The 17,830-nt window shown below is 58.1% G+C and carries 14 protein-coding genes and 1 pseudogene; 9 read left to right on the forward strand and 6 right to left on the reverse strand.

The genetic code is table 11. The features are described from left to right. The 4 genes and pseudogenes from VGE80_RS03480 to VGE80_RS03495 form a co-directional block, all read left to right on the forward strand. Window positions 1-382 (forward strand): annotated as a pseudogene (locus tag VGE80_RS03480) (hypothetical protein); the annotation flags it as partial. 121 nt (window positions 383-503) lie between these two features. Then, on the forward strand, window positions 504-1,574 hold the full coding sequence (locus VGE80_RS03485) for an RluA family pseudouridine synthase (protein ID WP_397568466.1): 1,071 nt from the start codon (window positions 504-506) through the stop codon (window positions 1,572-1,574). 384 nt (window positions 1,575-1,958) lie between these two features. Then, entirely contained in the window at window positions 1,959-3,128 is a 1,170-nt protein-coding gene (locus VGE80_RS03490; protein ID WP_440591692.1) for a metal ABC transporter solute-binding protein, Zn/Mn family, read from the forward strand. Window positions 3,129-3,154: 26 nt separating this feature from the next. Further along, on the forward strand, window positions 3,155-3,940 hold the full coding sequence (locus VGE80_RS03495; protein ID WP_373649297.1) for a metal ABC transporter ATP-binding protein: 786 nt from the start codon (window positions 3,155-3,157) through the stop codon (window positions 3,938-3,940). 93 nt (window positions 3,941-4,033) lie between these two features. Here VGE80_RS03495 and VGE80_RS03500 read toward each other — a convergent pair whose 3' ends face one another. The 3 genes from VGE80_RS03500 to VGE80_RS03510 all read right to left on the reverse strand — a co-directional run bounded on the left by VGE80_RS03500 (window position 4,034) and on the right by VGE80_RS03510 (window position 6,852). After that, complete coding sequence (locus VGE80_RS03500) at window positions 4,034-5,644, reverse strand: hypothetical protein (RefSeq protein WP_440591693.1); 1,611 nt, start codon at window positions 5,642-5,644, stop codon at window positions 4,034-4,036. 73 nt (window positions 5,645-5,717) lie between these two features. Beyond that, window positions 5,718-6,191 carry a LuxR C-terminal-related transcriptional regulator gene (locus VGE80_RS03505; protein WP_397568469.1) on the reverse strand — a complete coding sequence of 158 codons (474 nt, stop codon included), beginning with the start codon at window positions 6,189-6,191 and terminating at the stop codon, window positions 5,718-5,720. A gap of 460 nt (window positions 6,192-6,651) precedes the next feature. After that, on the reverse strand, window positions 6,652-6,852 hold the full coding sequence (locus VGE80_RS03510) for an RNA-binding S4 domain-containing protein (RefSeq protein ID WP_373649294.1): 201 nt from the start codon (window positions 6,850-6,852) through the stop codon (window positions 6,652-6,654). 155 nt (window positions 6,853-7,007) lie between these two features. On the opposite strand from VGE80_RS03510, the gene VGE80_RS03515 reads away from it, so the two are divergent. After that, window positions 7,008-7,835, forward strand: a complete 828-nt coding sequence (locus VGE80_RS03515) for a 3'-5' exonuclease (RefSeq protein ID WP_397568470.1) — start codon at window positions 7,008-7,010, stop codon at window positions 7,833-7,835. A gap of 87 nt (window positions 7,836-7,922) precedes the next feature. On the opposite strand, the gene VGE80_RS03520 is transcribed toward VGE80_RS03515, so the two are convergent. Beyond that, window positions 7,923-9,752, reverse strand: coding sequence for a POT family MFS transporter (locus VGE80_RS03520; protein ID WP_373649292.1), 1,830 nt, complete (start codon window positions 9,750-9,752; stop codon window positions 7,923-7,925). 244 nt (window positions 9,753-9,996) lie between these two features. On the opposite strand from VGE80_RS03520, the gene VGE80_RS03525 reads away from it, so the two are divergent. After that, complete coding sequence (locus VGE80_RS03525; protein ID WP_440591694.1) at window positions 9,997-11,094, forward strand: glycosyltransferase family 9 protein; 1,098 nt, start codon at window positions 9,997-9,999, stop codon at window positions 11,092-11,094. A gap of 19 nt (window positions 11,095-11,113) precedes the next feature. Continuing rightward, window positions 11,114-12,379: a YkgJ family cysteine cluster protein gene (locus VGE80_RS03530; protein ID WP_440591695.1), complete on the forward strand. Its 1,266-nt coding sequence runs from the start codon at window positions 11,114-11,116 to the stop codon at window positions 12,377-12,379. A 45-nt stretch (window positions 12,380-12,424) separates the two neighbouring features. On the opposite strand, the gene eutB is transcribed toward VGE80_RS03530, so the two are convergent. Beyond that, a complete protein-coding gene (eutB, locus tag VGE80_RS03535) occupies window positions 12,425-14,707 on the reverse strand; it encodes an ethanolamine ammonia-lyase subunit EutB (RefSeq protein ID WP_440591696.1) in 2,283 nt (760 codons plus the stop codon). 108 nt (window positions 14,708-14,815) lie between these two features. Continuing rightward, window positions 14,816-16,816, reverse strand: a complete 2,001-nt coding sequence (locus VGE80_RS03540; RefSeq protein WP_440591697.1) for an HlyD family efflux transporter periplasmic adaptor subunit — start codon at window positions 16,814-16,816, stop codon at window positions 14,816-14,818. Between the two features lie 227 nt (window positions 16,817-17,043). Here VGE80_RS03540 and VGE80_RS03545 point away from each other — a divergent pair, with 227 nt between their 5' ends. Continuing rightward, window positions 17,044-17,604: a thioredoxin family protein gene (locus tag VGE80_RS03545; protein ID WP_440591698.1), complete on the forward strand. Its 561-nt coding sequence runs from the start codon at window positions 17,044-17,046 to the stop codon at window positions 17,602-17,604. Beyond that, window positions 17,594-17,830, forward strand: a 237-nt coding sequence (locus VGE80_RS03550) for a hypothetical protein (RefSeq protein ID WP_440591699.1), incomplete at its 3' end; no start/stop codon positions are given. The genes VGE80_RS03545 and VGE80_RS03550, both read left to right, overlap by 11 nt.

Consider the following 17,830-nt stretch of genomic DNA (forward strand, 5'->3'; position numbering starts at 1 on the left):
CTACACGTGGTTCAGTCGCGAAAATCCCAAACCACCCGACGCACGTCCTCGCGATTTCAAGAATGAAAAGTCGGGCAGTGAATCGTCAACCGCAGAGCCTGACGACTTCCTGATCAGGGGGTCGGACGATTCGGGGGCGATTTTCAAAGGTCTCAGCAAAGATAAAGACCTGTTCAAAGACGCGGCCGCAGATCCCGTAATCACTCCGGAAGCCGCGAGTGAAAAGACCGAAGCCACGACCGAGGAAAAGGCTGCTGAGACGCCCGCCGCGCCCGAAACGCCAGCGGTTCCCGATGCACCTGCCGCACCTGAAAAGACCGACGAAACGCCGACCGATCCCGCACCTTCTTCTGAAGAAGAGAAGCCAACCGAGAAAGAGTGAGTTCGGGTCTGCAACAGTCTGGGTCAGGCGTTTGAATTTCGCGATCGGCATGGAGCCAATCGGATCTCCGGACCGGTCTTGCCAGGCAGAATTGTAGAGAGCCCTGACCCTGATTTGCATCATGAGCGACAACGAGTTCGAAGCCGAGCAGGAACTGGATCACAACGAAGACGTTCCTGTCGAGATTCCCGGGGCCCCGATCAAGTTGATTGTCGAAGCGCGGGCTCATGGCTGGCGCGTCGATCATTATCTGGCACGAGTCTACTCGAATTTCAGCCGTGCAGCGTTTCAACGCGTGCTCGAGGACAACGGTGTCCTGATCAACGGACTGCCTGTGAAGGGGGCCCGCCGACTGCGCGTCAACGACTGCGTCGAGTTCCACCTGCCGCAGATTCCTGATCGAACTCTTCCTGCCGAAGATATTCCTCTCGATATCCTGTATGACGACGATTCGCTGATCGTGATCAATAAATCAGCCAATATGATCGTTCACCCCGGTCGAGGGCACTATCTCGGTACGCTGGCCGGAGCGCTGCAGTTTCATTTTGACAAGCTGAGCGATGTGGCGGGTAAACTGCGAGCCGGGATCGTGCATCGTCTCGATCGTGACACGAGCGGTGTGCTGGTGGTCGCTAAGGACAATACGGTCCATCACCATCTCAGTCGGCAGTTCGAAGAACGGACCGTTGAGAAAGAGTATCGCGCGATCACCTGGGGTGAGATCGCGTTTGATCGTGACTACATCGAAACGCACGTACGCGTCAGCAATCGCAACCGTGAACGAATGATGGTTTGCCCTGAGGGAGGCAATTCGCGTCATGCCGCGACGTTCTACGAAGTGCTGGAGCGGTTCCAGGGTTTTACTTTCGTCCGCCTTTGTCCGCAGACGGGGCGAACTCACCAGTTACGCGTGCATATGCACCATCTGGGGAACCCGATCGTCGCCGATCGACTTTATGAAGGTCACGCCTCGCTGAAGCGTTCTGATCTGGTGGAAGAATTGCCGGAAGCCGAGGATGAAGTGCTGATCAGCCGTCAGGCGCTGCACGCGCTGAAGCTGGGGTTCGATCATCCGGTCACAGGGAAGCGGATGGAGTTTGAAGCGCCGCTGCCGGACGATTTCACGAAGGCGCTGGAAGCCATTCGGCAGTACCGAACCAAGCCCCCCCGCCGCGTCTCCAAGCATCACTGATACTGGTCGCGGGCGTCCGTCGGTTCCGACCGACAGGCGGGTGCGCAGTCCTATTGCCGCAACGGTTCTAAGCGATTGGTGTGTGCGAATGGGGCGCGGTGGCATGTGACGCAGGACGCGACTGCCGCAGGTTGAAACGACTGGATCCGTATTACGCCTTCTGTTTACGGCTGTGTTTTGAGGTGTCAAAACTTCACTTTCCAGCTTCCTCAGAGTAAGATCCTTCGGCTTGGAAGTTGGAACGGATGGCAGCTCACAGGCACGCTGTAAGGGGTTGTTCGCCGAACTCGCGAAGTGACCTCTGATTCTGTTGGGAAATCTGGATTACGGGATTTGCATACGCATCGCATCAGGGTAAACAGCCATCGGGGGAGAAGATTCACTTTGTCTCTGTTTGTTCGTTTGCCATTGAAGACGCTTGCTTGCCTGGGACTTCTGATTTGCTCGGGGTGTAATGGAGCTTCGACGCAGACTGCTCCGCAGGGCCAGCGCATCAAGATTGTGGCCACCACCGGAATGGTCGCTGATCTGGCGCAACAAGTTGCGGGTTCGCACGCCGAGGTAGTGAAGCTCATCGGATCCGGGGTCGATCCTCATCTGTTCCGGGCCACGCGCCGTGACGTCAAGCAGCTACAGGAAGCGGACGTCGTCTTTTACTCAGGCCTGTTGCTCGAAGGGCGGATGCAGGACGCCTTGCAGCAGGTGGATCGGGCAAACCGGCCTGTGGTGGCGATCACTTCGTCGCTCGACAAAAGTTACTTGCGATCCCCCCCCGAATTCGAGGGGCATTTTGATCCCCATGTCTGGATGGATGTGACCGCGTGGAGCCAGTGCATCGATGTGATTGTCGAGACCCTGTCGAAACGCGATCCTGCTCACGCAGACGAGTTTCAACAGAACGCCAGAAACTATCAGGCCGAGTTGGAAAAGCTCGATCGCTACGTTCGGGAGGTGGTGGCTTCGATCCCGGAATCACAGCGAGTGCTGGTAACGGCGCATGATGCATTCGGCTATTTCGGTCGTGCTTACGGAATTGAAGTCCGTTCAGTGCAAGGAGTCACGACGGAATCCGAGGCGGGAGTGCATGATGTGAATCGGCTCGTCGATTTCCTGGCGGAACGAAAGATCCCGGCGATCTTCGTGGAAAGCAGCGTCAACGAGAAAAACATTCGAGCCGTCATCGAAGGGACGCAGTCCCGAAACGTCGCTGTCCGGATCGGGGCGGAACTCTTCTCTGACGCGATGGGGGCAGAAGGGACGTATGAGGGAACGTACATTGGGATGATCGACCATAATGCGACCCGGATCGCGCGAGCACTGGGTGGGACGGCTCCCGAGACAGGGCTGAATGGGCGGCTGGCCCCTGAGTCCGACGACGCGAAACGAGGGGGCGGGATGTGGCTGGTCCTTCCCGGAGCAATTACACCGGGCCTGCTGGCTGTCCTGCTTTTTTCTCTGCTCGTTGCCTGCCGCAGGGGATCTGGACGTCTGTCGGTCTCTTTTGTCTCTTGTTTTTCCCTGTTCCCACGTCGGGGTATCTGTCCGCTAGAGTAAAAGTATTCCCTCCATTTGAAGTTCCCATGTCTGCCATTCATCCGACGACATCGCCACTCTCGATCCATGATATGACCGTTGCCTATCAGGGGCGGCCGGTCTTATGGGATATTGACTACGACGCTCCTCCCGGGAAGCTGGTGGCCATTGTAGGACCCAATGGTGCCGGCAAAAGCACCTTGATTAAGGCGGTTCTCGAACTGATTCCGCGAACGGACGGGGAAGTGCGCTTCTTCGGAAAGACCTACCAGCAACAGCGGGGGCGCATCGGGTATGTGCCGCAACGGACAAGCGTCGACTGGGACTTCCCGGTGAATGCCCTCGATGTGGTCGTGATGGGACTGTATCGTCAGATCGGGTGGTTTCGTCCCGTGAGCAAGGCGTTTCGGCAGCAGGCACTCGCTGCGTTAGAGCGAGTCGGGCTGGCTGAGTTCGCGGGGCGACAGATCAGCGAACTGTCCGGCGGTCAGCAGCAGCGTGTGTTTCTGGCGCGGGCCCTCGTCCAGAATGCCGATTTGTACCTGATGGACGAACCGTTTGCGGGGGTCGATGCGGCGACCGAACGGGCCATTGTGGAACTGTTGCGAGAACTGCGATCGGCGGGGAAGACGGCTCTCGTGGTGCACCATGACCTTCAAACCGTCGCAGAGTACTTTGATGAAGTCTTGCTGCTGAATATGCGGCTGGTGGCGAGCGGCCCCGTGGAACAGGCCTTTACCACAGAAAACCTTCGGCGAACCTACGGTGGAAAACTGGCCCTGCTCGATCAGGTCGGTCATCGCATGCGCCATTCCAATGTGACGCTGCCGTAACGGTTTTTGATACGGCTCATTGGTCCGGCAGTTCGTCTCACAATGCGCCGCTGATTCCCTTCCCCAGCCCTCCCCGAGGGGGCGGATTTCTGCTTATCGGGTCGCCAGGGGAATCAGGAACTGGCGTAGCTGATCTTCGGGTGACAGGACGAAGGCATATTCGCGATTTCGGACGAGTGCGTTCGTGGCGAGTTGTGAGCGGAGTTTCGCCCGTGTCTCGTCGTATGCAGCCCGGGCTTGCTCTGCCTGAAGCAGTAGCTGTGACCGGATTTCTGCTAATCGCTGGTGCTGCGCGGGTGTGAGATGCCCCCGTAGCTGGTTCTGCTCGCGCAGACGCCGGGCTTCCTCCAGGATTACCGTTTTCTCGGCAATCAAAGGGTCGACCTGGGCAGAGTGTTCGAGATGCCGGTCTGGATTGTAGTTCAAGTCCCTCAGCCGGTGATTGATGTCGATCAAGTCTGACTGGGTTGCTGGAAATGGCTCACCGAGAGGCAGGTAGAGCGTGGCAGAAACCGTCAGGAACTCCGGGGCGACCATGCCAAACAGTCGGGCGCAAAGTTGGTCTGTCATGGCATCGTACTTGGCGCCGCCGATTCCGTGAACGAACAAATCTGCCAGGCACATGCGCGAGAATAAGGTCGTCGTCAGGGCACGCGTCCGGATGCGAATTCCGCGCGCGGGGAGCGTCTTCAGCAGTTCCACCGCTTCCTGAAGCGATTCGTTGTCGGAAACAGGGAATTGGGCCACGACTTCGTTCTGGTGTCTCAGCTCACATTCAGCGCCGATACGACGAGCGAACAATCGGCCTCGTTGCGTTTCCCCTGCACGCCAGATCCAGAACGGGGCTTCGAGCCAGCCGTCAGTCGATTCGAGATCGGGGATCGGCTGCATGAGATTCCGCAGTCGATGGGCGCGACGATAGTCTCCCACGACTTCGTTGTAAGCCTGGTGCAGTTCCGGCAGTCGGGTCAGCAGGTGCGCGAAGAACCACAGGAACGAATCTGTCTGGCAAAGTCGCGACATGGGGAGTTCAAGATTCTGCAGTCCCCAGTCCCGCTCTACATGGGCTCGCAAGGCGGTCAATCCGTCGCAAAGTCGCTGAGAGACCGATAGCGAACGGACAGCGGCGTCCCACGCAGACCCGATCAACGGCCGAAAGCCCCAGTTGGCGCGGAGTTGCTTGTCGACAAGCGGACCGAACTCGCGATACAGGTCAGCGTCCAGCACCGTTGCCTCTTCCCAGGGAAGAGTGGGCCGTGGAGTATCGAACGGCAAACGGTCGATGGAGAGTTTCGCGCGATCTCCAGTGGGGATTCTCAACGTCGTGGAGTTGAGGGTGTCATTGTCGATGACCAGATTAATTGCGGTTGCCTGGTTGCGTCGCGCAATCCCGGCCAGTGCAAAGTTCTTGGCCCACACTCCCACGTGGAATAGCTCTGGCTGGTGGCCACTGACCACACAGGACTCGAAGGGCGGGGCAGGAATTTCTCGCTGCAGCAGGGACTGGGTGTAGTCGAGTCCCTGTGCGACGGCTTCACGTCGGGCAGCCGCCCGTAGTTCAGTTAACGGGCGGCCGTTCAGTGTCGTTCGCGTCTCACTGAAGAGGCGGCGATTCTCGTCGACGAGGCGATCGGCTTCGTCTAAATCGGGGATACTCAGCAGTGAGTTGTTCTCACGCGGCACCCGAAATCGCTGAGGGTTCAAGTGGTCTCTCATCCCTCGACATTAACCGAACGTCACCCCATTTCTGAAGTGATCCGACCCCATGCCGCAGGAATTAATAGATCGAGAGCAAAATCCCGTACTGCTGTACGATGGCGAATCGAGTGACCAGGCGAACAAGTTCTGTCAGCGAGCGGACTTCCAGCTTCTTCATCAGCGAAGCTCGCCGCATTTCGACAGCCCGTTCGGTAATGCCAAGACGCATTGCCAGAACCTTGTTCGGCAGGCACTCCATCAACAGATCGAGAACCTCGCGGTCTTTCGTCGTGAGCTTTGCAACCCGTTGCTCAACGGCGGCCCAGTAAACCCGCCGACGATGCAGCTCTTGCTCTGATTCGTGCACCAGCAATGCTGCAGGCGTGGCGGCTTCCTGGGCGACCAGGCCCACGCGTGACAGTTGATTAAGAACATAGCCCCTGGTCGTCGCATCTCCACCAATCACATGCAGTGAAGGGTGTCGCGAAGACAAAGGAGCAACATCGGTAGTGTAGTCGTTGAGTGCGATCATAATAAAAACAGCATTAAGCAACCGGCGTTCCAATCGACTGTTTCTCGCCTAATGAACGCCAATGTTGCTGAAAAGCAGCAAAGAAACAGCGGAAATTCCTGTCGCAGGACGGGAGGTTCAATGGCCCTGACGTTCTTGCTGCTAAGAAAATTTGCACTCTTGCTACCGATGAAATCATGCGATCCCGACGCATCGAAATGTTCGTTGGGGTCACGTCCCGGGTGATGCACGTCCCTCTGAGTTTGCTGTTGAGGCTACTGAAGGGAAGAGAGAGGAGGAGGGTTCTGGCGCGAGAAGTAGGCGAGGAGCCCTGGTGTCAGCGGCCCTCGGAACAAGCCTGAAATGGGGGGAGTTGCCGACGTGGGAGTCCGTTACAGCAATTCTCTGCGCGGTCTGTGCTGTCCCGCAAAGGATGTGCTGGTCTGTTCAGCCATTTCGGAATCGGCTGAGGTGGGAATCGTCGCGTTGGATTTGGGATCGATCACGAAACGATCAGTCGCTCATCCCCGATCTCGACGATGTCTCCGGGCGATAGCTTTTTCCCTCTTCGCGTTTCAACGACTCCATTCAGACGGACTTCACCCGTCTGAATCAGAATTTTTGCCTGACCCCCGGTCACAACGATGCCGGACTGCTTGAGAAATTGATCGAGTGTGATGGGGGAAGGATTCTGTTCGGACACGTCAGTTCTCAAAAGGTGAGGATTGGATTTCGGGATTTGAGTCGGTGGGATATCGTGTGGCATTCGATTTCGCCCAAGTTGCACAACCGTGATGCCTTCTTGAGGACGACATCACGAGACAACAAGCCGTCGCACTTCGTGAAGGAAATTTCTGAATGTCAACAAGTGAGAGCAAGCAGCACGTAAGCTATTTCATTTTTGACATCGAAACCATCGCTGACGGAGATCTCGTTTCCAAGATTCGCTACCCGAAGGAAAATCTCAGTCCGGCCGAGGCACTTACCCGGTACCGCGCACAATTGATGGAAGAAACGGGAAGAGATGTCCTGCCGGTGACGTTCGTGCTGCCGATTTCTGTGGCGGTGGCGAAGGTGGATGCGGACTATCGGTTGCTGGATGTCGCCGTGCTGGACGCTCCGAATTTTCGTCCGCATGTCATTACACGCCACTTCTGGCAGGGGTGGAGCGCGTACGGTCGGCCGACACTGGTCAGCTTTAACGGCCGCACCTACGATATCCCGGTGCTGGAACTGGCTGCCTATCGCTACGGATACACCGTCCCGGCGTGGTTCAACGTCGAAGCCCGCACCTATGAACAGTCCCGCAATCGGTATAACTCGCAGTCGCATCTGGATCTGCTCGACCTGCTTTCAAATTTCGGAGCGTTCCGGATCAGCGGCGGGCTGAACCTGCTGGCCAATATGATCGGCAAGCCGGGGAAATCCGGCGTTGATGGCTCTCAGGTCCAGGGAATGTATGAGGCCGGTGAAGTCGCGGCGATCAACGACTATTGCCGTTGCGACGTACTGGATACGTATTTTGTGTTCCTTCGCACACGTGTCTTGCTCGGAAAGCTGACTGTCGAAGACGAACATCGTCTCGTCGCCGAGGCAAAGGCCTGGCTGGAAGAGAAGAGCGAATCGATTCCGGTCTACAAGCACTATCTGTCACACTGGGGTGACTGGCAGCCTCCTGTCGATTGAAGCCTGGTCCGACGAGTTCCTGCGTCCGCCCCCCCCGTATCGCAGGGGGGCGCATGATCGACCGCCTGACAACACGTTCCGGCAGGACTATTCGACATCGGCCTCTGACTGCAGGTAGGTTTTCTCGCGGAACGTGGCCACGACCACGAGGAACCCTAAAGCGGCCACCAGCATGAGTCCCGTGAAGAACCAGTAATAACTGGCCCCGGGCAGCTTGCTCGAACCGTCTGCGTTTTGAATGAAGACGTTGACCAGTGCCGTTAAGGCATTCCCCAGCGAAACCGACAGCAAGTACAAAGACATGACGAGTGATTTCAGCTTGTTGGGCGCCTGCGTATATGAGAACTCAAGGAACGTGATTGAAACCAGAATCTCGCCGAGCGTGAGGATCAGGTAAGCGACTAACTGCCAGACGATATGGGGCTTGTAGCCTTCGGCGGCGACATCCGGCCACACCGGTGATGCCAGGGAATGCGCGTCCGCTGGAGGCTGGGATTCTGCTGCATGCACTTCCACGTGCGACTTGCTCCAGTCGATGTGATTCTTCACATCTCCTGTGAAGGTTGAAGGAATCGCGATTGCCAGACGGATATAGGGAGTCGAGACCGGTTCGTTCAGGTTGACCACTTGAGCCTGGGACGGGTCGGCTTCGAATTGTTGCGATGCCGCCTCGGTCCAGGGGCCTTTTGGTGTGGGGCCGACGTCGACTCGCAGAGTGAAAGGAACTGTCGGTTCACCGGTAGACGCGGAATTCGCCTGGGCATCGCGCTGCTGCCAACTGACGGACTTGATGTTCCAGGCACGATTTTCGCGCAGGCGGATGATCAGTTCTCGTTCCGCCAGGATTCCCGTAGCAGGGGCTGTTTCCACATTGGCGCTGCGGACGACTTTGCCGCCGACGATCTGCGACTCGATCCATCCGCTCACCCCGAATGCCAGAGATGTGAGAAAGAATCCGATCGCAATCTTGCCGAGCGAAGTCAAGGGAAACAGTTTGTTAAGAAGCGGGTAGAGACCGTACGTGCAGAGCGGAATCAGCACGAGAACCAGAATTGGATTGATGGCTTGAATCTGGGATGGCAGCCACTCAACGCCCAACCAGTTGCGGTCCATCCCCTCGGCCTGTTCCACCCAGGCTGACGCCGTCTGGTCGTAAAGTGCCCAGAAGACTGCGACGAACAGGTAAAGGGGAATCAGCCGCCCCACGGCGCGTAAGCCTTCGATGCTGAATATCTCACGGATAAACGCCGCACCTCCCGGTTTGACGTGGACGAACTTCTTCCGGCCTAACCAGAAGACAAAGGTCGCGAAGAACATCAGCAAGCCGGGCAGGCCGAAGGCAAGATGGGGCCCCCAGTGCGGCCCGAATCGCTGCAGGAGAATCGGAGTGATGATCGTCGAGATGAAGGCTCCGAAATTGATCGAAAAGTAAAACCAGCTGAAGACACGCGGCAACAGATGCTGGTTTTGCTCCGTGAACTGATCACCAACGTGTGCCGAAACGCACGGCTTAATTCCTCCGGATCCGATGGCAATCAGGGTGAGACCCGACAGGAGACCCCAGCGGCCGGGGATCGCGGCGAGGGCCAGATGTCCCAGACAGTACACCAGCGACAACCAGAAGATGGTGCGGTATTTCCCGAGCAACCAGTCGGAAAGAATGGCCCCTGCAATCGGGAAAAAGTAAGCGGAAGCAACGAACCAGTGAACCGCAGCGCGGGCATCTTCCGTCGACATCGGATCGGGTTGTCCCGCCCCATCGAGCAGATACTTCGTCATGTAGACGAAGAGAATCGCCTTCATCCCGTAGAAACTGAACCGTTCGGCTGCCTCATTACCGACGATGTAGGGGATTCCCGGAGGCATGCGATTGGACGGAGAGGATTCGCTCAATTCAGTTGCCTTGGGTTCGGGCATTTTTCGTGTTCTTTCGGAGAGAAAGTCATCGTGCACGTGCACAGGAGAATAAACGAATTGCAAGGCAGGTTCGAGCAAGTGACCGTCAGGGTCACCTGCCGATCGGCCCCGTCCTGCTCGCCCATGTCCCCCTCTCCGAGGCGATTGCGCCGGGGACGAACGCCATTCCTCTTGTTGAATTTCCGGAAATCGCACTAAACTCAGGCAAGAGAATTCCTTCAAACAATTTCACGCAGGAAAACGGATGTTCCGGCGGATTCCAGTTTCCGAACTTGTTCAGCTTCAGCCACGGCGCATTTGTCTCATCAAGCCGAGCGCACTCGGCGATGTCGTGCAGACGTTGCCCTTGCTTCCCGTGCTGAAGCAACGCTATCCGGGGGCTGAAATCAGTTGGGTGGTGAATCGGGAATTGCGGGATCTCGTGGAAGGGCATCCCGCTTTGTCGGATGCCATCCCCTTCGAACGCCGGGGAGGCTGGTCCGCCTGGGGCAACTTGCTCGGGACGCTGCGCAAACGGCGATTTGATCTGGTGATCGATCTTCAGGGGTTACTCCGTACGGGCGTCATGACGCTGGCGACGGGTGCTCCCGTCCGTGTGGGGCTGGAGACTGCGAGAGAAGGATCGCATCTGACGTTGAACTGTCTGCTGCCGGAAACGTCCCGTCAGATGGCCGCTCATGCGCGCTACTGGCGCGTCGCGGAATGCCTGGGACTGGGCCAGATGTCGCGTGAGACGTTGATCGCGACTTCCGCAGCGGACAGCGACTGGGCCGAGCTTCAACTGAAGGATCTTCCCCGTCCCATCATCGCTGTTCATCCGGGGGCCCGCTGGGAAACAAAGCGCTGGCCGGTCGAGAAATTTGCCGAGCTGATGCGGCGTGCCGATCATCTGTGGGGGGGGACCCTGCTGATCCTGGGGAGCAAGGCCGAACGGCCCGACGCTGCCCGTGTGCATCAGCGACTTCAGGAATTGACCATGCCGGGGCACACCCCCACCGTCAGAAATCTGGCGGGACAATCCACACTGAAACAACTGTCCGCCTTGCTTAGTCGCGTGGATTTCGCAATCAGTAACGACTCGGGGCCGATGCATCTGGCTGCCGGACTGGGGATTCCTACGCTGGGAATTTTCACCTGCACGTCGGCCTTGCGCTCCGGGCCCCCCGGGGACCAGCATGAAATGATCTCGACCGCCGTTTCCTGCGCGGCCGGTTACCATAAAATATGTCCACACCGTGGCGAGAATCATCTTGCGTGTCTGAACGAACTGGACGTGGAACGTGTCTGGGCCGGACTTCAGCGACTCGTCCACAAATCAGGTACCGCGCGACTTGTCGCCTGAGATGGGTCTAAAGAACAGAATGGCCAACCTGCGACTGGAACTGCCGGTACTGCAAAACTGGAGCTGCCACAATTGCGGTGGCTGTTGCCGCCAGCATCTGATTGAGGTGACTGAAGCCGAGCGACAGCGGATCATCGGACAAAACTGGACTGCAGCGGACGGGGTCGATCAACCCGTGCTCGCCTGGCATGCGGGGCCCCCGTGGAAGAAGCGTTACCGGCTCGCTCACAGGTCCGACGGCGGGTGCGTTTTTCTGGATGACAAAGGGCTGTGCCGCATCCATGCCAAGTTTGGTGAAGCAGCGAAGCCGCTCCCTTGCCGCATCTATCCTTTCGCCTTCCACCCCTCGGGAAAATCGTTCACCGTCAGCCTGCGGTACAGTTGCCCCTCCGTTGTGGCAAATCTCGGTACACCGACCAGCAAGCGATCGAATGAACTTCGCCGAATGGCAGAGGAAGTCATTCCCGCCAGCGCCATCAATTCACCTGCCCCCTTGCTGACACCCAACGACCGGGTTGACTGGACTGACCTGCAACCCTTTGTCGAGGCCCTGGATCACACGCTGGCGGATCCCTCTACGCCGATCGTCGTCAAAGTTGTCCGTGCCATCGCCTGGACCACCCTGGTAGGGCAGGCTTCGTTCGAGAAGATTCGAGGTCCACGGATTCGTGAACTGATCGCCCTGCTGATGGAAGCAGCCCGGCTCGAGAATCCCCACGTACCCGAATCGCCAGAAGAACCCAGTCGTGTTGGCCGCCTCTACTTTCGAACGCTCGTTGCCCAATACGCGAGGAAAGACACAGTCGCAGACCTTTCGTCCGGCGTCTGGGGACGTTGGCGGTTATTACGAGCCATCGTTCGTTTCACCAAGGGAAGCGGAAATATCCCCTCGTTACAGACGGGCCTGAAAGAGGTCCCTTTCAGTGCTCTGGAACCTTCCTTCGGTCCGATCGACGCCGAGGCGGAAGAAATCCTGACCCGTTATTTCCGGGTTAAAACGACGGGGATGCACTTCTTTGGATCCGCCTACTACGACATTCCCTTTGCCGAGGGCTTTCACAGTCTGGCACTGATGTTGCCAGTGACGCTGTGGCTGGCACGGTGGCATGCCGTGAGTGACGGACGCGACCGGATTACCGCCGCGGATGTCTCCAGGGGACTGGCGATGGCCGATCATCATCATGGTTATTCGCCCGCGCTGGCTCAGTACGCCGCTCGCCGGCGTGTCCGATCCCTCGTCGAACTGGGGGACCTCACGCGATTGTGTTACTGGTATTCCCGGTAGGGCCCTCACCGTGTTCACGGCACCGGTCGCTCCGAGCGGTTCACACTAACGGGACAGGGCGGCAATAATGGCTTGCGCTGCTCGATCGGGGGTGAGTGCGGTCACCCCGATTCCCGATACGACTTTCGTGATGTTGTGATCCACTTTGTTCGGGGATCTCCATGTCGCTCCGTCTGCTGTGGTGAGATAGGCCGACATCGTGTGGTGACCCGTGCCAGGGCGTTCGCCGATCAGATGGACAATCGTGCGTGAACCCGTGAGCCCGCCGAACAGGATTTCACCGATGCGGTATCCCGCGCGAACCCTGCCGCTGTTCACGACGAAGGGTGCTGACGCGACGTGGTAGCCAGATTTTTCCAGCAGGGGATAAAGGGCGTCCAGCAATGGCAACAGGTTCCTGTCGTCGAGCATGGCATAGGCATTCAAGCCTTCCGAGATCACCAGCGCTGTGTCGGACTTTCCCTGATCCCGAGTCCGGACCTCCTGGACTTTGATCAACGATTCATCAGAAAGGTGCTCACCCGTGGTGGGATGCAGAATGTAGTCGTTTCTGTCCGACGAACGTGTCGTCAGGGGCAGGGCGTTCGGAATCCGTTTGATGAAATCCGGGTCCCATTCTTTCCAGATGCACTTCTTGGCATCTTCATAGACGGTCTGAATTTCGGAGCGAAGCTGAGGTGCCAGTTCCGACGGACGCCGACCATAGCCTTCCGCGATAAAGACGCCGCGCTGTCGAACTTCCGTCACGATTTGTGCCGACTCGGCAAGAATCTGCTGATCGGTTCGCGGGTCCTGTTTGCATCGCCGGTACTGCAGATAGACCCAATGAGGGTCGCCAAAGTGCTCTGTCGGCTTCCCCTGATTGTCGATGACGCCTAATTTCTTGAAGAAGGACCACATTCGATCATCGACGCGGTAGCCGAACTTCTCACGCAGCCGGACATGGTCCTGATAGCCCGTGGTGAGATACCCGAGCATGGGGTCGATCTTGGTCGGAAGCGCCATCAGGTATCCGGGGTTCGCGGGGGCAATTTGCTCCAAGCACCAGTCGAGATCATCCAGAGAGACCTCCATGTGCAGCGTCGAACAGACATCGAGCCCGATCATGAGCCCATGCAGTTTCCCCATGGCGATGTCTTCGAGGCAGCACCGAACGAGTTGCTCGCGCGTTCGGAAGACTTCGGGGCCGATAAAGCCGGCGACGTCGTTCAGGTGCAGCCATGCCTGTTCGGGGGGGATGTTCTTCGCCGCCGCAATCGTGTGCGACATTCCGCGTGCGAACCCGTACTTGCGTGACTCATGCAGGACCATGTCACATCCGTGGCCATGTCCATTCGTGAAATCAGCCCCCTGGCCGGTTTCCAGGTAGAGCCCGAAGGGGCCGGTCCGCTCTGCTGCATAGCGGGCCATCTTCTCCACGGTGATGTCGAACGTGGCGTTGGCCTGATCGTTGCCTGCGATACTTTGAAACCAGAATTCCGTTGAGCCGGGATAAAGCTGTTCCACTTCCGCCTGCACGTCGATATGTGACAGGACGCAGTGGGGGATGATGTGATCCAGCTCGAATGTTTTCAGGATGTCTTGTAAAGCGAGCTCGACGGCCGCGACGGATTGAGGGTCGCTCGAGACGGGGTTGGTCCCCAGCAGCACGTCCCCCACGGCGTAAGCAAATGCGTCGAATACCTGAAAACGGATGTCGTCAACGTGATCCGTGGGCGAGTTGGGCTGGATTCGGGCTCCCAGATACCCTTGATCACCCAGATGAGATCCCGCGAGAGGGTTAAACACCGTCTGGCCGATCCGGATCAGTTCGGCGTTCGACATCAGCCGCACCAGACACGCGATCAGGTCGCTCGATAGTCCCGGCATCAGTTGATGGATGTCGGCCGCACTGGACGCAAGCAGGTGATCCTTCAGCTCACCCACGGTCCGCTGTTCCCAGTCTCGCAGGCGGTCCCGATTGATGAACGTGTCGTTCCAGACCAGGAGACGGTCGCGCCAGGGTGGGTTCGCCAGAAGATCAGCGATCCGCGTGTTGGCCAGCAGTTGCCGTGCATGGGCTCGCGAGGGCTCGTTGGCAGCGGCGACACCAACGATGGCGTCCCCTTCTTTGAACTCGTTCGCGGCACCCAGGAGTTTCCTGTAGAGGTCGGTGTCGAAGCGACCATTCTGCCGCTGGATATAGGCAAACAGATCTTCCTGACCGACGGGAGCTTCCACCTCGACACCGTGGACCTGTGGGTTGGCCCAGGCGCGGCGGGTGTTCCACTCGGTTCCCATCAGCATCGGCACAGAGAGGGCGGCTAGAAATCGACGTCGATTCAGCATGGTCTCTTCCACGATTGTGTCTACGAGTTTGAACGCCCTCAGCATATCCGACAGGGGCCGCCGACGGCTATCTCGTTTTGGCCCGTTTCGGATGCACGAACGGACTGGTTACAGCATCCACCTCAGGCGGACGGTATCAATCAGATCGTGTAGCCAGACGTACCCAATCGGATACTTTCCACACAGGATACGAGGCACTGCAGTCATGCCGGAACGGGGTTGCGATACCTGACCTGGCTCAACGTCGATGGTCACCAGGACGTAGCTGCCATGTTGTTCATCCCACTGAGTCGTTCCGGCGACGTCGCGAATGGTGCCACGGCGTGTCTGGGTGGGGTCTGAGGGAAGCAGAAAATGGACGGCCAGATTCGGGCCAAGCTGTGATTGTGCCCGTCGAATGTGTCCAAACTCCTTGTCAGCGACGCGCATCTCGATCATCCAGGGGCCGTCAGTGTCTCCCACGGTCAGCAGTGCCTGTCCACGTTCCACAGGGCGGGCTGCGAGTGTTGTGGCGACATCCCAGGTAAGAATCCGTCCCCGGATGGGGCTTCGCAGGGTGAGTGCTTCCTGCTGTCGCTCGATCAGTTCCTTTTGCCGGATCAGTGACTGTTGTCGTTCTTTGAGCTCTTCTTCCTCGGAGGCAAGCTGGCGGGCCCGGTTGGCAGCGTCGGCGGTGGCCCCTCCCGAAAGCCTCGCGGCGAGGACACCTTTCAAACGCTCGCGCACAACTTCGATTTCGCCCATCACCCGTGGAAGTTCCAGTGCAAGCTGCGGATCGTGCAAGATAATTAATGGATGGTCGGCAGTGACTTCTTCCCCGTGCGATACGAGCAGCTTTTCAACAATGCCGGAACTGCTGGCGAAGACTTCGCGGCGGTTGACGGGCACCAGCTCGGCCGGACCGGTCACCGTAAACTCGGCCGGATAGAACGTGAGGAAACCAACTGCTGCCAAAAGTGCGAGCAGTGCCATGAGGGGACCGGGGCGTCGCAGCCATTCGGGCAACCGCTGTAATGTCCGCAGCGTCCTCGCGAAGGGAATGGACTCTTGCTCCAGTGTTGCGAGCAGCGTCGGTTCAAGCCGGTTCGCCAGGTGTTCTCCGCGTGACTGCCACGTTGCAGAATCTGCCAGATTGTCAAACTGTTCGACAACCAGAATCGCGTCGGGCCGATAACGGGAAGAGGGGGAGGGCGAGTTCACTGAGGCTTCTGTGCGGGAACTCGGGCCGGGGATCGGGATCAGCCCGACGGAGTGTGCTCCTGTCAGCTTCGCGTGCTGAGCGAGTGCGTCAGGCGTGTTGGCGTCGGCGGATGCCAGGTGAAACCAAATGGCATGGCCATTTCGGGCTGCGATGGATGCTACGGCTTCCAGTGAGTGAACCGTGTTGGCCCGGGGTTCGATTCGGTCGGCTCCAGAAACGGCGACGGCGATATACCGTGAGCCCCGTCGGCGCATCAGCGTCAGCCTGTCACACCCGGCGACAATCCGACCGTCGTTGACGATCGTTGCGGCAAGTGCAGGAAGATCGTGCGACTTCATCAGATTCAGGTTGAGCTGATCCCACTGCTGCCACTCACTGCGAGCCCGTCTCAATTGCCTCAGTTCAAGCTGAGAAAGAAAGTCTGCGGTGATTTCGGCAATCGCATGGAGAAACGGTGCCAGATCGGTTGTAGGCCCGTCCTCGGTTTCCGCTGCGTGAAGCACGTCCAGCACCGCGACCGTCTGTCCCCCATAAACGACAGGGCAACAAGTCCGCACCGCGGTCTGCGTCGTCGTCTCACCGCTGACCGCCGATGCGTGTGTCGAAAGCTGACGCGACTCCGCGGCTTGATTGAGTTGTGCTTCGTCATCGCTCGAAGGCTTCGTCACAGTCGTCGGTTGGGGGCGTTCCCCCGCGACTTCCCATTGATTCTGTGATGACTTCCTCCAGCATCGAGTACGCAAGGAGTGCGTCACCTCGGTGAGTCTCGTCAGGACTTCGGCGATGAACTGGCCCCCATCGATTTCTCCCCGTGCCAGTTCGGCCAGATGATCGATGCACTCTTCCATCCGTCGTCGTGTTTCAACGGAGGCGGGGCCAGTTGAGGAAGGGGGGGCATGCTTGGACATGCGATCTGTATACCCATTTTCAGGCTGATTCCCATAGTAAACCGTGCCGAGCAGTGAAGAGAGACGAGAGAATTGCTCATCGCGGCGGCATGCTTTAACTTACTTGAGTGAGCAACTCTTTTGAAAACCGCCGGGACGAAGCTTCTACCGAGGTGTCATCACAAGAAAGTCCTCTCACGACATCAGACGATGTCTTACAAGCACATCTCAACGGAAAACGGAACGGCATGGACTTCACAACAAAATGGAACGCGGGGCTGAGCTACGACGAGTTCCTGAAAAAATATGCCTCGCCGGACCAGCTACGGCGCTGGAATGCGACCTTTCAGGAGATCACGCTGACGCCTGCGCAGGTGAGCCTGCTGCAAGGGTTCCAGCGGGACATGTGTGTCGCTGTCGTGTCAGGGGCCTGGTGTGGTGATTGCGTCCAGCAGTGCCCCATTTTCGAGGCCTTCGCTCAGCAGACAGGACGATTGAAGATTCGCTATTTCGATCGTGATGACCACAGCGATCTCGCCGACGAGCTGTCCATTTGTGGCGGTCGTCGGGTTCCTTCGGTCCTGTTCATGTCCGAAGATGGAGCACCGTGCGGTCGCTATGGCGATCGGACCCTGGCCAAGTACCGTGATGCCGCTTCATCCCTGACAGGCGCGGCGTGCCCAACCGGCCTGGTTGCTGTGGAATCGAATCTTCAGGCCGCCGTGATTCAGGAATGGCTCGAGCAATTTGAACGTGTGCAGTTGATGCTCCGACTTTCACCTCGGCTTCGTCAGAAACATGGTGATTGATCACCCGGTATCGCTCACACCCAAAACGGTTCTCGTTCTGGGGCAGTCCGACCGACACGAGTTCCAGCCGCTGCTGCGCTGGCTCACCGAGTCGATCGGCAGGACTTGTCGGTTCATGATCCAGACGGATGTAGCTGCAGCGAGAACCGTTTTTGACCACGATCAGTTTCCCGATCTGATCGTCGTGCTGCAAAGCTGGCCGGAAGAATTTTCGCGCGCGGATGTG

It is taken from the genome of Schlesneria sp., assembly GCF_036405755.1.
Taxonomy (GTDB): domain Bacteria; phylum Planctomycetota; class Planctomycetia; order Planctomycetales; family Planctomycetaceae; genus Schlesneria; species Schlesneria sphaerica.